This is a genomic window from Nitratiruptor sp. YY08-10, assembly GCF_016629565.1.
In the GTDB taxonomy this organism is placed as follows: domain Bacteria; phylum Campylobacterota; class Campylobacteria; order Campylobacterales; family Nitratiruptoraceae; genus Nitratiruptor.
Genome location: NZ_AP023058.1, coordinates 1 through 16,413, shown reverse-complemented (window position 1 = coordinate 16,413; position 16,413 = coordinate 1). Strand labels below are relative to the sequence as shown.

Here is a 16,413-nt window from a genome sequence, read left to right as displayed (position 1 = left end):
TCTCCTTTTTAAATTAATCTCTGCTATTTGCAATATTTCCTATCTCTTTATCAATCATAAAAAGACCTCTACCTTCTGTGCCAATAATCTCAAACTTATCTAAAATTCCTTTAAAGAGAGCCTCTTCTTCATGTTGCTCTGCGGTATACCACTGTAAAAAGTTAAATGTAGAATAATCTTTTAACTGTAAAGTAAAATCTACTAAATCAAAGATTTTTTGTGTGATAAACTGCTCATGCTTATATGTTTTTTCAAAAACTTCTTGCAATGAAGAAAACTCATTTTCAGGCGCTTTCATATCGGTTATAATGGCTTGTGCGCCAGTTTCATTGATATATTGAAAGAGTCTTTCCATATGCTCCATCTCTTCAGCTGCATGTTGATTTAAAAATCGAGCTGACCCTTCAAACCCTTTTGCCTTGCACCAAGCGCTCATCGCTTTGTAGATATTTGCCGATTCAAACTCCAGCATCATCTGCTCATTGAGTCTCTCATAAAGCTCTTTTTTTAACATGTCTATCCTTTTGATTGTTTTGGCAAAAATGCCTTAAGCAGCCCTCAAAAAAGGAGTAAGAATGAAACTGGCACTTGAGGGCTGCCTAAGGCATCTAAAAGATGCCTTAGAAAGAGTAATTGACAAAAATCCTTGTGTTGGTAAAATTATCTTTATTAATATCATCATCAACATCACTGTAAATGAGATTAAAGCTTAAATTATCATTGAACGCATAGCTGATATAGCCATCAAACTCCGTTGAATCAACATTGTTTGTATCAGTTAAATTCAAATATCCCGCACCAAAAGTTAGCCCTTCTACTCCAAAAGTGTCTAAATCAAGCTCAGCGTTTACATACCAAGCATCTGCATCCACTCCACCCTCAGCTAAAGTCAATACTTCGGCTGAAGTAAAAAACGGACCTCCACCAAAACCATTATCCGCTGCATTGTCATTGCTTTTATTGTAAGCAACTCCCAATGTAAAGCCTTTATACCCCGCACTAGCACTTACACCATAAATTGAAGCAGAATCAACACCGGATGCACTGTAGTTTTGATATGCATATTGCACTCCCAGCGCATATGAAACCCCGTTTACTTCACCTTCATAATTTGCATCTGCATAAAAAATCTTGTCAATCGCAAAGTCATTTAGGTAGTAATACCAAGCCGAAAGAGCTAGTCCTTCAATTCCCTCATACGTAATACTTGCAACTTGTACTCCATCATCACCATTTAAATCTTCAAAGCTTGAAGGGTTAGGCGCATCAACACCAGCCCATCGTTGCACTTGAGCTAAAATGATTGTAGTATCAGGCAGATCTTTATTGATTAAAAGAGCCGCTTCAAAGGTATTTGGAACCATTGCAATATCATCTGTATCGGCAAATGGCGTATCGATCTCTTGTCGACCGACTTTGATAGTTGTATTACCGAATTCTCCTAAAAGATAGGCTTCTCCTAAAATAGAATACGATTTGTTGTTTGCATCAAAAAAACCAAATCCTTCAGCCCCATCATTGATATGTCCAACAACATTTGTCGTATAAAAACTAGCTCCTGCACTTACTCCTTTAAAAGATTTTGTTTGAATATGAAGCTTTCCACCTGTTGCCAAATCCTGATTTGAATTATCATCAAACTGATACCCAACTCGAATATAGCCATCGATACTTTTTAAAAAGCTATTTTGCTTGGCTGATGGTATGTTTTCATCGGCATAAATTGTATTTCCCATCATTAAAACAGCAACAGCACTAAGTATTATCTTATTCATAATTTATTCTCCTTTTAAAAAATTGTATATTTGACATTTTATTTACCAAAATCAATTTTTTTATTAGAATAAGATTCATTATCATCTGTAATCGCTCTCTTTATTTTGTCTGCTAAATCATTTTTGCTATATTTTGCATATACTGCTGGAATCTTCTTCTTTTTTGCCTCTTTTTTAAAAACTTCCATTTTGTTGTGTGAAAGATAATCTGTTATAAAAACAACCATATCAATATCACTTGGAATTTTTCTTTTATAAAAATTTTTCTTTCTACAGTCAAAATGAATCACTTTCGTTGCACCAACTTCAAAAAGAGTAGATTTTATTTGTTTAACTTTATCTGCACCTATTACTAATACTCCCATAGTGCTCTTCCCCATATTTTAATAATGAAATTCATTTTCATCAAAAGTTTAAGAAATAATTACTTAATCAAAAATTAATATGAGAATAATTATCAATTTATTGCTAATATTATGAATCTATATATCCAAAATTTTTATTTTTTAACAAAAGTAATATTAAAGCACATATCAAAAGAATTTTTAGAATATGCTCATAACAAAGATTTTTACAAAAATGGGTAATTTTTTATTTTGTAGGAAGATTATTTAGTTTTACAAACATTGTTCATTTATAATTTATATTGCCCTTTTCCATTAATACTATAAATACTCTTAACTTTTGAAGATATATACATCCATTTTTTTAGCTTATTCAATACTCTTACTAAAAATTCCATCTCTCAACTCCAAAATTAATAATATTTATTTTCAATAAAAGTTTAAAGAAAAATAATTAATTATTCCTTAAAATGAAAATGATTATCGATTTAAGTAATATTTAACAAATTTTTATATATGATTTTGATAATTGTTATCATAATTAAAGTATGGGAAATAAATGATGCACATTGACAATTGTCTCAAAAGGCGAGGTTTAAAAGGAAAAAAAATCAAAGAAGCTATTGTAGAAATATTAAATAATTCTCAAAAACCTTTAAGTGCAGAAGAGATCCTTGCACGCATCGAAGAGTTTCCAGTAAGAAAACCATCATTAAATACCATATATCGCTCTTTAAAAGTTTTAACAGAATGCCAGATTATAAAATATATCATAATTGAAAATAGAAAACTTTATACCAAAAAAACATACAAATATGAAATTTGCCATTTATGCGGCCAAATATTATATTTTGAGGAATTAAAAAACGAAATCAAACTTTCACAAAGAAAACCTCACAGCATTGTATTTTATACAACATGTGAATTGTGTAAAAATTAAATTAATCAAAGGAAGAAAGAATGAAGAGACAAAGTTTGATCTTGGCATCTATTGTATTCTTGTCACACACTACATTTGCCCAAGTCATTCCCGGGCTCAACTCAAAAGGTGGGGGTATGGTTGTTCCGGAAGGCAAACTTAAAATAGGTATGAAGCATATCTACTTTCAACGAAAAAATATGTTTGATGGCACCCATGAAGTACAAAACAAAGAAAAGCTCAATGCTACAGCAAATATAACACTTTTGGGATTGCGTTATGGAATCATCAAAAATGGTGACATCCGTTTAATAATTCCCTATAAACAGGTTAAAGCCACTGCACAACTTGGAACCAATGATGTCGCCATTGATAACGGCGGAGTTAGCGATATAGCAATCATTGGAAAATATGTTTTGTTGCCAATGAGACAATATGGCTATCAAGTAGCTGTTGAAGCAGGAGTGAAACTGCCTACAGGAAAAACAGACAAAGGATTCAAAAAGGCTCCTCCTTTTGCACAAAATATCGCTACTCCATTGCCAACACAGCCTGGAACAGGTGGAGCCGAATATAAATTAGGATTAGGTTTTTCAAAATTGCTTGATTCTACCTGGCGAGTGGATGCTCATACTATGTACACTTATCGCCCAAAAGCAAAAAATGATTACGATTTTGGGAATGAAATCACTTTTGATATAGGAACAACAAAAGCGATTACAAAAAATTTAAATATAGGAATTGAATACAATTTCAAATACAACTCAAAAACTAATATGGGCAACGATACAAATCCAATTCTTCGTTCAAAACTTCCTTTTAAAGCATTTAGCGGAAGTGCTGGATATATTACTCCTCAAATTGAATTTTTACCATTTGACAAACCAAAACTTCATATAGGAGTCGGTATAAGTTTTTTAGCGCACTATAATCTCAAAGAGTACCAACCGCTTGAGAAAAGACGAGTGGTATTTCGAATTGGATATCTATTTTGAAAGGAAGAAAAATGTTGAAAAAAATTGTTGTATTTATGGCTTTGTTGGTTATAGGTGCCAATGCGGCTCAACTTGAAAAAATTGTTATAGCAGGACCATCTGCAAATGTTTCACATCCAATCTTTCATATGATTGAAAGCGGTGCATTGAAAAAGTATGCAAAAAAGATTGAGTTTCGCCTTTGGAAAAACCCTGATCAGCTAAGAGCGATGATTATTAATAAAGAGGTAGATTTTGTAGCAGTGCCAACGAACGTGGCTTCAATTTTGTATAACAAAAAGCAGCCAATTCAGCTCTTAAATGTTTCCATTTGGGGGATTTTGCATATTTTAGTTAGAGATAAAAATATAAATACCCTTGAGAAGCTAAAAGGAAAATCGCTTCTTGTTCCTTGGCGAGGCGATATGCCGGATATTGTTCTTAAAGCTATTATGAAACAAAAGAAATTAAGTTCTAAAGATATCCATCTTATCTATGTATCCAATCCAATGGATGCAGCTAGCCAGCTTATTATGAGACGACAAGACAATGCCCTCTTGCCAGAGCCTGCAACATCGATGGTGCTTAGAAAAACTCATTCTTTCCCAGTGAATATCATCGCTCCTGAACTTTACAGGGGTATTGATTTGCAAAAAGAGTGGGCAAAAGCTTTTAAAACAGAACCTAAAATCCCGCAGGCCGGTATGGCAGTTGTAGGAAAAATGAGAGAAAACAAAAAAATCGTTGAAGCTTTCGAAAAAGCCTACATTGAAGCTATGCAGTGGTATAAAAGCCATCCAAAAGAGGCAGGAAAACTTGTTGTGAAATATGTAAAAATGTTTACGCCAGAAGCTGTGGCAGACTCCATTAGCCATGTAAAAATGGAAGTTGTTAAAGCAAAAGAAGCAAAAAAAGATATTGAATTTTTCTTTGAAAAACTAAAAGAGCAAAGTCCAAAAATCATAGGTGGAAAACTTCCTGATGAGGAGTTTTACTACTGATGGATGCTCTTAAAAAAATCATCAAAGACTTTCCCAAATTCTTATGGAGTGGCTGGGGCTCCATAGCGGCTATTTTTCTCTTTATTGCAGCTTGGGATGTGGGCAATCAAATCTATGGGGATATGATTTTGCCCTCCCCTTTGCAAAGCTTTCAAAGTGTTTTAGAGCTGTTTCAAGACAAAGAGTTTTTAGACAATCTTTCTATTACGATTAATAGAGTGATTGTTGGATTTGGACTCTCTCTTTCAATTGGAACGCTCCTTGGCTTAATTGCCGGTTTTTTTATTACAGCCTCCGTTGCAAGCCGTCCAATTATTACAATTTTGATGGGAATGCCACCGATTGCCTGGATCGTTTTGGCGATGATTTGGTTTGGTATGGGAGATATGACAGTAGAATTTACTGTATTTGTAGCATCCATGCCAATAGTCTTTATCGGAGCTTTGCAGGGAACAAGAACGCTAGAGGATAAATTTGAAGAGATGGCAGATACTTTCAAAGTGCCAAAGTTGATGAAATTTACCGATATTTATCTGCCTCATATCTTCTCTTATATCTTTCCAGCTTGGGTCAGTGCTCTAGGAATGGCTTGGAAGATCGTTGTAATGGCGGAGCTATTGGCTACAAGCGATGGAATCGGCGCGGCTTTAGCGATGGCTAGAAGTCAGCTTGATACAAAAACAGCTCTTGCACTTGTTGTTATTATGATTGCTCTTTTAATGATTGTAGAGTATATCTTTTTAGAACCTATTAAAAAAGAAGTGGAAAAATGGCGCGATTGAAGGTAGAGCATTTGACATTTTCTTTTGGATATAAAACAATCCTTGAGGATATTAGTTTTGAAATAGATGAAGGAGAAGTTGTCTCAGTTGTAGGACCAAGCGGTGGAGGAAAAACAACGCTTCTTAGGCTTTGTGCGGGTCTACTGGATAGACAGGAAGGAACGATTGAAAATAGCTTTAAAACCCAGGCAATCGCCTTTCAAGATGCAAGATTGCTTCCATGGAAAAACGTACTTGATAATATCGCTTTTGGTCTCAAAGCTCAAGGAGTTTCTAAAAAGGAGCGAATAAAAAGAGCAAAAGAGATTGCTTTAAAATTTGATCTAGAAGAGGATGATTTTGAAAAATTTCCAAAAGAGCTAAGTGGTGGAATGAGTCAAAGAGTCTCATTTGCTAGAGCCCTTGTCACAAAGCCAGAGCTTCTTTTTTTAGATGAGCCCTTTTCAGCTTTGGATATTGGTCTCAAAAGAGAGCTGCAAAACCATTTGATTGAACTTATCGATAAAAAAGAAATTACTATTTTTTTTATAACACACGACTTAATGGAAGCAGTGAAACTGAGCGATAAGATTTTTGTACTTGAGCCAGATCCGGGTAGAATCGTTAAAACTTTCACAATCGATATTCCACAAAGCAAAAGAGATGATAGCTATGTTTACAGCGAAACTGCAAAGCTGTTACAAGATCCTTATATTATAGAAACGTTTGAACTGGAGTAAATATGGCAGCTACAAAACATTATGAATCCTATCCCAAAGGAAATTTTCCTACTTATCTTGCTTACGGTTTTCGCCCGGCCTTTTTGCTGATGCCTCCTTATATGATTCTTTCAATCCTTCTTTGGGTGCTTTATTACAATGGTTATATTGCTTTACCATTTATTGGTGATGGCATGAGCTGGCATATCTATGAGATGCTTTTTGGAGTAGGATTTTTGGGAATGGCTGCCTTTATTTTAACAGGAGCACCTGAACTTTTTCCAGGAGCCGTTCCAATTGTTGGAAAAAAGTTAGCCGCTCTTTTTGGATTTTGGATAGTAGGTAGAATTACCTTTTGGCTGATGGGAGTTCTTGGAGTATATCCGGCAGCGATTATTAACATAATCCTCTTTGCCTGGCTTACCTTTTTGGTTATCAAGCCAATCTTTAAAGACCCTGCTAAACGCCACGTCAGCATCGCCTATACCTTTATAGCCGTGCAAGTTGCACAAATTTGGTTCTTTTTAAGCGTTGCAGGAGTTGTAAAAACAGATCCTTTAGATGTTTTAAAGCTCAGCCTTGGAGTCTTTTTGATTCTTATTATTCTTGCGATTCGCAGAGTAAACACAGAAGCTGTTAATGAGATTTTAGAACACGAAGGATATGAAGAGATCTTTTTTGCAAGACCTCCGGCATATAACTTAACAATTTTTATGATCGCTCTTTTTAGCGCACTTGAATTTTTCTTTCCGCAAAATAGAGCATTAGGCTGGGTGGCTTTAGGCACAGCAAGTGCGGCTTTGGCAATTTTGAATGATTTTATCAATTATGAAGAGACAAATATTTTATTCAAAAAGCTTATTTTCTCCCTTGAACTCATTCCAGTTTTGATTGCAGTTGGTTACGGACTTATTGGCTATAACTACCTAAGTGGAATGAAACTTTTTAACGGAGATCTTTTGCATATGCTTACAACCGGCGCATGGACACTTTCGTTTTATGTGGTGATGATTGTTGTTACGATTGTTCATACTGGAAGAGATATCGCCAAAGCAAGAGACAATTTTATCTGTTTGGGAACAATTTCTATCGTCATCGCGGCACTGCTTAGGACAGCTGCTACCTTTTATCCTAAGTATTCTCAAATACTTTATATATTTTCTGCAGTTCTTTGGATACTGCCTTTTGTTGTTTATATGATACGCTATTTTAAATGGCTGATTACCCCACGGGCAGATGGACTACCAGGATAAACAGGTGAAAATTCGTAATTGCCAAAAACTACCCTGTAATTGTTTTCAATTACCAACTTCATAACCTCTTTGGAGTAATTGCCTCTATCTGCCAAATCGCCTATAAAGATTGGCTCTGCATTTTTTGGAAGCTTTTTTAAAAGTTTTTCAAAGGTAAAGATACAGCCGTGAATGTTACCTATTATCCAGTGTTGGTTTAAATTTATTATTTTTCACCTATTATTATCTATATTCAACAATTAATATTACTTAAAAATATCGAATTCAAATATATCCATTATCCTTTAATACTTTTCTAATAAACGTTGCTACTGGCATACCGCTTTTATCAGCATGCTCTTTTAGTTTTTCTTTTTCTTCGACAGTAAAACTTACAAACACTTTTTCTTTTTTCTTTTGATACTCATCCATCTTAGGACGACCTCCTCTGTACTTTTGCATATCTTTATGTGTGCTTATCTCTCTGTTTAGCTTTACATTTCCAAATTTTCCGCTCATTTCAACTCCTATTCAATTGTTTTTAATTGTTGTTTACTATTTTTAATTATTATTTACTATATTATATTATTTATAGCTATAAATAATTGTTTATAACTTTATATAAATCCTCTATAACTTTTTTTGCTTTCTTATACGCAAACGCCCTTATTCCTCCTTGTTTAGCAAGTTCAGTTATTCCTTTATTTTCATTAATGGCTGTTTGTAAAGCTACGCTTATAGGCATTTGAAAAACCTCTACATCAAATCCTAAAACCTCTTCAAAAACAAATTTAGCATCATTTACATCTTCTGGCTTCTGCACCATATTGGCTACCATCAAAATAGGCTTGCTATGTTCTTTGACTCTATTTAATGTATCTAATGTTCCTTGTACGCTTTCGAGTGTAGGAATGAATGGAATAATAACTAGATTGCTTCTTTCTATTGCCTGATCCAATTTAATATCATCAAATCCTCCAAAGTCAAACGCACTTCTTTCAGGAGTTTTGGGCAATTTTTTTTCTTTGACATCAACCTTTATAACTTTCTCAGGTAATCTCTCATACAAAGATCCATATGGATCGATTTCGACTCCTTTATAATCAAAACAGGTAATAAGCTGGTGTGCTATCAAACTTTTTCCAACTCCACCTTTGAAATTTGCGATTGTAATATTTTTCATATCTTTCCTCCAATATAGAGTCTATTAATTATATTTAATAACAATAAAAATAAGTTTAAAGATATAAAAAACTATTAGAAATGATTAATAATTGTTTTAATTATTGTTTTTTAGTAACCAAAAACGCTATTATCCAGTATTAGTTTAAATTTATTTTTACAATCCCATTCTCCTACTTTTTTGTTTTTTAAATTTTTCTTGCAACTCTTTTGCTTTTTCCTTTAATTCCTCATCTTTTATAGCTTCTATCTTTCCTCTTTTAACTAAATCGGTCAATTTTCTCTTAACTAATTGTTCATTCCAATCTTTATAATCACTATAAGAAAAATCCTCAAAAACTCGTTGATCATTTAGAGCTTTTTTTATTCTATCCGCATACTCCATTCCCGCCTTATCAAAATCAAACAATAAATCAATTTCACTTACTTTTGCTTTTTGATCTATTGCTTGAACATAAGCTTTTATAGCCTCTATCGTATTTTGGTTTATTTGTCCTTGTGTTGAGATAATAGCCACTTCTTTTGGATCAAGCTGTTTTAATTCAATATAACTCAATCCATCAATGTAACTTTCTGCTATGACAATACGCTTTATATTTTGGGGATTTTGTGGTTGAAGTATGGCAATACCTTTTTTGCCATTAATATAGCTTTTTGGTTGGTTTTCGGTTCTTTCTTTTAATCTTCTATCATATCCACATACTAAAAGGGCATTTTTGTCTTTTAGTTCAATATTTCTATCATTTAGAAGTTGTTCTGCTGTAAGATACAATGGAACGATTATATTACCCTCATTATCGCTTTTTATGCTATCTATATATGCTTTTAAAATATTTTTGTCTATTAATCGTTTATCTGTTAAATAACTATAATCATTCTCTTTTTTCGCCCTGTATTTGTTCCATTTATCGATTGCCTTATCGATATTGTAACTATGTATTGCTTCTTGAAGTTTTGGTATTTCGATATTTCTATTTGCGTTTTTGATAATATCTGCAATTTGCTTGTAATCTCTTATTCCTCTGTTAGCAAAAAAATTGTAAACATCGCCTCTATCTTGGTCATTCTGTGGATTAAAATATAAATACCTATCACCCTTTTTGTAAATAATGACTCTATCGCCTTGATCGTTTTTCATCACACGATAATTTTTTGATGATTTTGTTTTGTCGATTTGGTATCCTAAATTAGCTAAAAAGATAGATAAATCCTCTTTTTTGGCTTCTTTGATGATATTCAAAGCCTCTTGTCTTTCTTTTTCTTCTTTGGCTTTTTGTAGTTTTTTGGCTTCTTGTAAATTCAATTTTTCTTGAAGCTGTAATAGTGCTGGTATATCGTTTATAATCTCTTTAAAGCTCTTTCCTTGTTCTTTCAGAAGATAATCAATTATGTTGTAATTTCTATTATCCACCCTGATTCTATATTCATCATCTTTTTTGTGTATTTGCTCGGATTTAAGTTCAATTTTGTAGTATTGTGCAAGAGTTAAAGGGTGTATGGTTCTTTTAATCTCTTTCCAATCAATTTCTTGGGCTTTCATTGGTTCTCCCTCTTCACTAATGGCTTTAAAATCGGTAAGTTTTGCGTTATATACGCTATTTAAGAGTTTTGAAGTTTCTTTGAATGATAAATGAAGCTCTTTTAAACAAAAATCTACGATATTGTATTTTTTACGCCCCACTTTTATCTTATTATCATCTGTTACCTCATAACTATTCTTTGGAATAAATCCCATTGCTTCAAGTTCTTGTATCAATACTTCAGCTGTCAATACTTCTTTTAGAGTTTTTAAATCTAATTCTTTTTTAAATTGCTCTTGTTCTATTTCTTGTAATTTTGCGTCAAGATATGAAGTTAAAGGTTCTTCCTCTGGCAATTCTTTCTCTTCTTCATCTTCTGGCTGTTTTTGCGTTTGCTGTGGTTCGTTGGTTTCTTTATTAACCGCTCCTATCGGAGCGTTAGGGGAAAAATTGGCTTTTTCTTGGTTTTTTATCCCATCTCTTTCTTTTATTTTCTGTTGGATTATTTCATTTGCTATTTTTTTAAATTCATCGCTTCCATTTACTTTGATATTTTCAAGCTTCCAGCCCTTTGCTATTGCCATATCAAGCATTATTTTGGCTTGTTCTTTGAGGTTTTTACCTTTGGCTACAATCTTATTGCCTTTATCGATTATTTTTATATTTTTCTTTTTATTTGCGATTAGCGTATAGCCTGTATTTTCGTATTTTTTTACAAAAAATCCTTTATGATTTGATAGTGGTATTTGATAGTTATATATGTCTTTTAATAATTTCTCTTGGTAAGATAGATAGTTTTTGATTTCTTCTTGTACTTGTGGCAAATACTCTCTTTGTTCAAATCTTTTGCGTGATAGTTCTACTCGTTTTTGGATTCTTTCAAGTCTTTTGGCTCTTACTGCCTTTAATTCCTTTAATATTTCATCAATGCTTCTTCTTGGAGCTGTTGGGAGTTTTATTTTTCTATTGTTCTGCAATATTGCCTGTTTAGCTAAATGAAAATGTTTTTGGCTGAATAGTTCTCCTTTAAGTCTTATTCCTTTTTTTTCATTTGGTAATTTGATAGATATATATGGGGTTTTTGCATTCTTTGAAGTTTTTATTTGTGCGTTTAGTTTTTGGGATAAATCATTTATGAGATCATCAAGATTGTTATAGTGCTGAATATTTGCGTATATGTAGTTTTCAATCGCCTTTTTCTTTTCATTTTGGGTTTTATATTTTTCAATATCAAAAATCTGGCTTCTATCTTCTTGTATGACTCTTCTATTTGATAAACTTTGTAAATTGTATTTTGTTTCTATCAACTCTTTGATTAATTCAATCTCTCTTGCTCGTCTTTTATGATCCCCTAAATCTAATCTCTGTTGTAACTTTGGGCTATATGTGGCAATTGCAATGTGTATGTGTGGTTTTCTTATTTCTCCTCTATGGTTTATCTTTTGTTTTGGCAAGTGGGCTTCTGCGTATGCTACATATTCATCATCATTGTAGCCTTTCAAATATTCTTTTATAAAATCTTCTGCTATCTCTTGAAGTTTTTCTATTGGAATTTCATCTTCCTCAAAAGATAAAACGATATTCCTATATGCTTCCTTGTAACCTTTTTTATTCGCCATCAGATAAGCTTTTTGGGTTACATTTAAATCTCCATAAAGTGGCACTCGTTTATCTTTTTTGTTTCTATCTCCTTTTTGTCCTTGTTCTAAATACTCTTTTATTCCTCCTTTTCTTGGCTTCTTATCAAAAATTACTAACATCTTTAATCCTTTTTTTATTATTAACCGATCCTATCGGAGCGTTAGGAAAAAAATCAATCTGTTAGCATTTCAAGTAGTTCTTTGATTTTTGATAGTTCCTCTAATATTCTGACATCAAGTTCTTTTTCTATATTTGCATATCGGGCTATTTGGTTTAAATTATTGCCAATCCTATTAAGTTCATAAATCAAATTTGATCTGAGATTTTCGCATTCTTCGCTTGTTACTTTATAGCTACCTGTAAGTAATACGCTACGGATAAATTCAGATAGATTTTTTACGCCATATTCATTGACGATTTTTTGAAATTGCTTTTTTTCACTTGGTGTTAACCTTGCAATTATCCGCTCGGTACGGGTCTCTTTTTCCATTTTCTTACTCCATTGAAATTCTTTTATTGCAAATTTGATGAATTAATGTAAGCCTGTTCATACAATCTAAAAATTTCTCTTGATTTTCTTGTTTGCATAAATGGCACTTTGATATTTTCGCTTTCCTGCTTGGTCGTTTTGATGTTGGATTATCAATTAAGACATAATCATCTTTATGGTAAATGCAAACATTCATATAATCTTTATGGTGAACTACAGCCTCATCAATATCAACTTTTTTATTGCAATAAGGACATACTCCATTATCTCTTTTATATAGATAATCTTTTACAAACTTGTTCCTTGTAACTCGCCTTGCGTAACTTATCCAATAATCATATAAGCCTTTTTGTAAGAAATATTGTTTAGCTTTACCATATGTGACAGATGGCTTCAACATTTTTTTCCCTTTTTGCTCGTTAGAGCAGTGTTTTTTAAGCCCCCTTGAGGGGGTTGGGGGTGAGCAAGCAAGAGCCTTGTAAGCGTTAGCGTTGACAAAAAATCTTACGATTTTTTGTCATACAAGGCGACTGCTTGCTATAATACATATAATATTATAGCGCAAAAGTGTTTAAAAACATACGAATGAATATTGAATGATTTATGAATGATAGATAAATGATTTTAATAACTTATTCAAATAAACTTTATTTTTCATTCATTATTCATTTATAAATCATCTGAATTTGATTCATTTTTCATTCAAAATTTGATATAATAGTAAAAAACAAAAAAAGGAAAAATAAATGAGCTTGATTGAAAAATTTGAAAAGAAAAAATACGAAATGGCAAAGCAATTTATCAAGGAAGGTAAAAAAAGCAAAGGGTTAAGATATTTAGCCGAAGATATTTTTTTATTATGGCAAAAGGGATTAAACAAAAAAGAAATATTAGAAATTATCAATCAAGAATTAGGAACTAACATAAAATTCAAAACCTTTGAAAGTTTTTTTTCAAGACACATCAAAAAAATGACAATTTCAAATACAACAACAAATAACACAACTGCTAACGCAGTTGCAGGGAAAAAAACACTTGAAACTAATTCTACAACTCCTAATCAAAGCCCAAAAGATGAAAAAAAAACAAAATTTGAAAAAAAAGATATAGAATCTACTAACAAAAACCAAAAAAAGGAGGAAAAAAATGTAGACATAGAAGAGATGATGAACAAAGACATAGACATAAGCGAATTTTTACCAGACTCTTACAAGTAAAAGGAGGTAATATGAAAATTGCAATTATAAACAATAGTGGAAATGTGGGAAAAACTACAATAGCAAGAGAAGTTCTTGGTACGAATATGCAAGGAACTATGATAGAGGTTGAAACTCACAATACAGGTAATCAAAAATATGAAAAAGTATTCAATAAATACTATCGAATAAATGCAACAGACATAGAAGAACTTTATACAAGGCTCGTTGAAAACGATGAAGTCGTTGTGGACATAGGAGCTTCAAATATATTGGATTTTTTAAGACAACTTGAAAACTTTGCTGGATTGGAATCTTTATTTGACATATTTTTAATTCCAACTACAAAAGATACAAAACAAATACAAGACACTTTAAAAACTATCCAAATATTGCTTCAAATAGGAATTAATCCTTCTCAAATCATAGTCATTGCAAATCGTGCAACGCCATCAAGCTTTGAAAAAGACTTTGAAATTTTGATAAATGCAAGTAAAAAAATTGGTTTTAAATTCAATAAAAATTTGATGATACGGGAAACATCTCTATTAAAAGATTTAGAATTGCTTGGAAAAACTTTAAGCGAAGTAGTAAACGATGATACGGACTATCGTAAAAAAATTATTGAAACAAAAGGCACTCCGGAACAAGCAAAATGGGTCAAAATGGATTTGGCAAAAATGGCTGGAAAAAAAGTATATGAAGATTTTAAAAGAGTATATGAAAATATAGTAGAAGGGGTTTAAAATGTTAACTGATTTAAACCAATTTGAAGCTTTATGGTCTGAAATAAGGCAATCTCAATATTTAACCGAAAAAGAGCTGGAAAGATTGGAAGAGCTTATAAAAGCTCTCCAATCTCTTATAAATGACATTTCTAATATAGATACAAATTTTAACAAAAATTTTACAAATATTATAAAAATTTCACAAAAAATTAACTATATATATCAAAAAATAAACGAATTGCAAGGCATGTTAGATAATAAATTTGATTCTTTTTTAAATGAAATATCCAAAGAACTTGATAGATTTGTAGAAAATATCGAATATGCTTCAACAAATTCTGCAAAGCAACTATCATATCAATTACAACATAATTACGATGAAATATCACAAAAATACGAAGATTTATTTACTCAAATACAAGTAAAACAAGAAGAAATAAACAAAGATATAATAAATCGATTTAATATATATTTAGAAAAATTAAAAGAAATTGCTAATAAAAAAAGTGAAACAATTAACGATGAAATAAAAAGGATTGATAATGAAATAGAAAAGATACAAAATTTTTCAAAAAAGGTTGAAAAAGATTTTTTTCATCTTCTTAAAAAAATTGATAAAAAAACAAATGAAAAAATTGAAGATTTTGAAAAACAAACATTTGTGCAACGATGGGGAGCTGTCGGAATTGCCTTAACTTTAGGGTTTGTAATTGGCGTAGGGGTAAATTTTGCCAATCATTGGAATTGGTATAGAGAAATCGCACAACAAAAATATTTGGCAATGCAAAAAGAAATGCAAGAAGAAAAGGAAAAATATCAAGAAAAAATCAGAGAAGTTGATAAATTTTTGGGAAATGGTATATATGAAGATTTTATTGAGAAACACAACATAAGACTTGCATATGGAAACAATGGAGAAAAATATGTAGCAGTTCCCATTGATAAATCAATAGAAGTTTATGAAAATCGTGATTATAGGATTATCCAATTACGATAATTGTAATTATAAAATAAATATTTTGTATTTATTTTATAGGGACGATATTAATAGATCGTCCTTTTCATTCTTTGTTTTTTTGATAAGACAAAAGAAAAATATACCTCAAAATAGCCCAAAATCAAACGCTATGCAATTTTTTTCTTTTTTTCAGTGAAATAATCATGTGAAGAAAAAAATCGCATATAATCAAAATTTGAACGTTTTTCCGCCAATATTTAACTTTTTCTGCACTTGCACCTTTTCTTTTTTCCGAAAAAAGGTGAAATTTTCCATTTTTTCGGCAATTCCTTATTTTTTCCCTAACCCTGCGTTAGCAGGGGTTTATTTCTGCCTAAAGAAGTCATAGGCTTTTAGAGCCTATGACTTCTTATATAGGCTTCATAAGAGCCTATATAAGAAATATATACCAAACCCCCCAAAAATACCACAAAATGTTTTCGCTAATTTCTTGTTGGGTAGTAAAATTTGATTTCAGATAGCCTGTTATATTTAATTGTATAATCACTATTTTTTTTGTTATTTTGATTAATTCTATGTTAAATTTTTTACCAACTTCTTTAAGTTCTTTTAGGAGTTTTGCTCTTTGGATTTCTATATTTCTTTGTGTTCCACCAACTCTTAGCTTTTTGAGAAGTTTGTTTATATTTATTTGATGTCCTGTTATGTATGTTAGTAGGTATCTTATTGTTGCTTTTGTAATACCATTTTTTAGATTTAAAATATCCTCCAAATAGTAGGAGTGAACCTCTCCCACTAAATCAAAGATTATAGTGGTGTAGCTGACAATATTGATTGATTATAGTTAATCGTTCTCATCCCTCCCTCTATTTGTATTTATTGAAAAATACTATTTACTTGAAAATTGAAGAAACCGAAAAGTGATGTTTTATGGGACTTCCAGCAGTCAATTTTCGTCATATTGCACACGCTT

Annotated in this window: 19 protein-coding genes; 9 read left to right on the top strand and 10 right to left on the bottom strand. The window is 31.8% G+C overall.

The genetic code is table 11. The features are described 5' to 3' along the window. Window positions 1-13: 13 nt before the first annotated feature. The 3 genes from ftnA to JG735_RS09640 form a co-directional block, all read right to left on the bottom strand. Entirely contained in the window at window positions 14-514 is a 501-nt protein-coding gene (gene ftnA / locus JG735_RS09650) for a non-heme ferritin (RefSeq protein WP_199200596.1), read from the bottom strand. Between the two features lie 106 nt (window positions 515-620). Further along, on the bottom strand, window positions 621-1,775 hold the full coding sequence (locus tag JG735_RS09645) for an OprD family outer membrane porin (RefSeq protein ID WP_199200595.1): 1,155 nt from the start codon (window positions 1,773-1,775) through the stop codon (window positions 621-623). A gap of 38 nt (window positions 1,776-1,813) precedes the next feature. Then, on the bottom strand, window positions 1,814-2,140 hold the full coding sequence (locus JG735_RS09640; RefSeq protein ID WP_201335749.1) for a DUF2325 domain-containing protein: 327 nt from the start codon (window positions 2,138-2,140) through the stop codon (window positions 1,814-1,816). Window positions 2,141-2,678: 538 nt separating this feature from the next. On the opposite strand from JG735_RS09640, the gene JG735_RS09635 reads away from it, so the two are divergent. Genes JG735_RS09635 through JG735_RS09610 form a run of 6 tightly spaced genes read left to right on the top strand, consistent with a single transcriptional unit; the run spans window position 2,679 to window position 7,746 of the window. Beyond that, complete coding sequence (locus JG735_RS09635) at window positions 2,679-3,059, top strand: transcriptional repressor (RefSeq protein ID WP_199200622.1); 381 nt, start codon at window positions 2,679-2,681, stop codon at window positions 3,057-3,059. 20 nt (window positions 3,060-3,079) lie between these two features. Then, the gene (locus JG735_RS09630) at window positions 3,080-4,033 is read left to right on the top strand and encodes a transporter (protein ID WP_199200621.1); all 954 of its coding nucleotides are present in this window, start codon (window positions 3,080-3,082) and stop codon (window positions 4,031-4,033) included. Between the two features lie 11 nt (window positions 4,034-4,044). Beyond that, window positions 4,045-5,013, top strand: coding sequence for an ABC transporter substrate-binding protein (locus JG735_RS09625; RefSeq protein ID WP_199200620.1), 969 nt, complete (start codon window positions 4,045-4,047; stop codon window positions 5,011-5,013). After that, window positions 5,013-5,795: an ABC transporter permease gene (locus tag JG735_RS09620; RefSeq protein ID WP_199200619.1), complete on the top strand. Its 783-nt coding sequence runs from the start codon at window positions 5,013-5,015 to the stop codon at window positions 5,793-5,795. The genes JG735_RS09625 and JG735_RS09620 overlap by 1 nt, the downstream gene beginning before the upstream one ends. Further along, window positions 5,783-6,514, top strand: coding sequence for an ABC transporter ATP-binding protein (locus JG735_RS09615; RefSeq protein ID WP_199200618.1), 732 nt, complete (start codon window positions 5,783-5,785; stop codon window positions 6,512-6,514). Before JG735_RS09620 ends, JG735_RS09615 begins: the two co-directional genes overlap by 13 nt. A gap of 2 nt (window positions 6,515-6,516) precedes the next feature. Beyond that, the gene (locus JG735_RS09610) at window positions 6,517-7,746 is read left to right on the top strand and encodes an NnrS family protein (protein ID WP_199200617.1); all 1,230 of its coding nucleotides are present in this window, start codon (window positions 6,517-6,519) and stop codon (window positions 7,744-7,746) included. Here JG735_RS09610 and JG735_RS09950 read toward each other — a convergent pair. The 6 genes from JG735_RS09950 to JG735_RS09580 all read right to left on the bottom strand — a co-directional run bounded on the left by JG735_RS09950 (window position 7,698) and on the right by JG735_RS09580 (window position 12,958). Beyond that, window positions 7,698-7,928, bottom strand: a complete 231-nt coding sequence (locus JG735_RS09950; RefSeq protein ID WP_370583480.1) for a metallophosphoesterase — start codon at window positions 7,926-7,928, stop codon at window positions 7,698-7,700. The two genes, JG735_RS09610 and JG735_RS09950, sit on opposite strands and share 49 nt — an antisense overlap. An 82-nt stretch (window positions 7,929-8,010) precedes the next feature. After that, window positions 8,011-8,244 carry a hypothetical protein gene (locus tag JG735_RS09600; protein WP_199200616.1) on the bottom strand — a complete coding sequence of 78 codons (234 nt, stop codon included), beginning with the start codon at window positions 8,242-8,244 and terminating at the stop codon, window positions 8,011-8,013. Window positions 8,245-8,320: 76 nt separating this feature from the next. Then, window positions 8,321-8,908, bottom strand: coding sequence for a ParA family protein (locus tag JG735_RS09595; protein WP_199200615.1), 588 nt, complete (start codon window positions 8,906-8,908; stop codon window positions 8,321-8,323). A 156-nt stretch (window positions 8,909-9,064) separates the two neighbouring features. Beyond that, window positions 9,065-12,187 carry a toprim domain-containing protein gene (locus tag JG735_RS09590; protein WP_199200614.1) on the bottom strand — a complete coding sequence of 1,041 codons (3,123 nt, stop codon included), beginning with the start codon at window positions 12,185-12,187 and terminating at the stop codon, window positions 9,065-9,067. A gap of 53 nt (window positions 12,188-12,240) precedes the next feature. Next, window positions 12,241-12,558 (bottom strand): plasmid mobilization relaxosome protein MobC, encoded by a 318-nt coding sequence (gene mobC, locus JG735_RS09585; protein ID WP_199200613.1) that lies wholly within the window; start codon window positions 12,556-12,558, stop codon window positions 12,241-12,243. 4 nt (window positions 12,559-12,562) lie between these two features. Continuing rightward, entirely contained in the window at window positions 12,563-12,958 is a 396-nt protein-coding gene (locus tag JG735_RS09580; RefSeq protein ID WP_199200612.1) for an HNH endonuclease, read from the bottom strand. 346 nt (window positions 12,959-13,304) lie between these two features. Here JG735_RS09580 and JG735_RS09575 point away from each other — a divergent pair, with 346 nt between their 5' ends. The 3 genes from JG735_RS09575 to JG735_RS09565 are packed head-to-tail and all read left to right on the top strand — an operon-like array spanning window position 13,305 to window position 15,479. Further along, complete coding sequence (locus tag JG735_RS09575) at window positions 13,305-13,775, top strand: hypothetical protein (protein ID WP_199200611.1); 471 nt, start codon at window positions 13,305-13,307, stop codon at window positions 13,773-13,775. Window positions 13,776-13,786: 11 nt separating this feature from the next. Further along, a complete protein-coding gene (locus JG735_RS09570) occupies window positions 13,787-14,500 on the top strand; it encodes a hypothetical protein (protein WP_199200610.1) in 714 nt (237 codons plus the stop codon). Window position 14,501: 1 nt separating this feature from the next. Further along, window positions 14,502-15,479 (top strand): hypothetical protein, encoded by a 978-nt coding sequence (locus tag JG735_RS09565; protein WP_199200609.1) that lies wholly within the window; start codon window positions 14,502-14,504, stop codon window positions 15,477-15,479. Between the two features lie 391 nt (window positions 15,480-15,870). On the opposite strand, the gene JG735_RS09560 is transcribed toward JG735_RS09565, so the two are convergent. Further along, window positions 15,871-16,212, bottom strand: coding sequence for a hypothetical protein (locus JG735_RS09560; protein WP_201335751.1), 342 nt, complete (start codon window positions 16,210-16,212; stop codon window positions 15,871-15,873). Window positions 16,213-16,413: the final 201 nt, after the last annotated feature.

Bases quoted from the DNA above. Each gene is read 5' to 3' on its own strand.
- JG735_RS09635 (WP_199200622.1), top strand. From the start codon at position 2,679: ATGATGCACATTGACAATTGTCTCAAAAGGCGAGGTTTAAAAGGAAAA.
- JG735_RS09640 (WP_201335749.1), bottom strand. From the start codon at position 2,140: ATGGGAGTATTAGTAATAGGTGCAGATAAAGTTAAACAAATAAAATCT.
- JG735_RS09620 (WP_199200619.1), top strand. From the start codon at position 5,013: ATGGATGCTCTTAAAAAAATCATCAAAGACTTTCCCAAATTCTTATGG.
- JG735_RS09615 (WP_199200618.1), top strand. From the start codon at position 5,783: ATGGCGCGATTGAAGGTAGAGCATTTGACATTTTCTTTTGGATATAAA.
- JG735_RS09595 (WP_199200615.1), bottom strand. From the start codon at position 8,908: ATGAAAAATATTACAATCGCAAATTTCAAAGGTGGAGTTGGAAAAAGT.
- JG735_RS09580 (WP_199200612.1), bottom strand. From the start codon at position 12,958: ATGTTGAAGCCATCTGTCACATATGGTAAAGCTAAACAATATTTCTTA.
- JG735_RS09630 (WP_199200621.1), top strand. From the start codon at position 3,080: ATGAAGAGACAAAGTTTGATCTTGGCATCTATTGTATTCTTGTCACAC.
- JG735_RS09565 (WP_199200609.1), top strand. From the start codon at position 14,502: ATGTTAACTGATTTAAACCAATTTGAAGCTTTATGGTCTGAAATAAGG.
- mobC (WP_199200613.1), bottom strand. From the start codon at position 12,558: ATGGAAAAAGAGACCCGTACCGAGCGGATAATTGCAAGGTTAACACCA.
- ftnA (WP_199200596.1), bottom strand. From the start codon at position 514: ATGTTAAAAAAAGAGCTTTATGAGAGACTCAATGAGCAGATGATGCTG.
- JG735_RS09610 (WP_199200617.1), top strand. From the start codon at position 6,517: ATGGCAGCTACAAAACATTATGAATCCTATCCCAAAGGAAATTTTCCT.
- JG735_RS09645 (WP_199200595.1), bottom strand. From the start codon at position 1,775: ATGAATAAGATAATACTTAGTGCTGTTGCTGTTTTAATGATGGGAAAT.
- JG735_RS09575 (WP_199200611.1), top strand. From the start codon at position 13,305: ATGAGCTTGATTGAAAAATTTGAAAAGAAAAAATACGAAATGGCAAAG.
- JG735_RS09590 (WP_199200614.1), bottom strand. From the start codon at position 12,187: ATGTTAGTAATTTTTGATAAGAAGCCAAGAAAAGGAGGAATAAAAGAG.
- JG735_RS09570 (WP_199200610.1), top strand. From the start codon at position 13,787: ATGAAAATTGCAATTATAAACAATAGTGGAAATGTGGGAAAAACTACA.
- JG735_RS09600 (WP_199200616.1), bottom strand. From the start codon at position 8,244: ATGAGCGGAAAATTTGGAAATGTAAAGCTAAACAGAGAGATAAGCACA.
- JG735_RS09625 (WP_199200620.1), top strand. From the start codon at position 4,045: ATGTTGAAAAAAATTGTTGTATTTATGGCTTTGTTGGTTATAGGTGCC.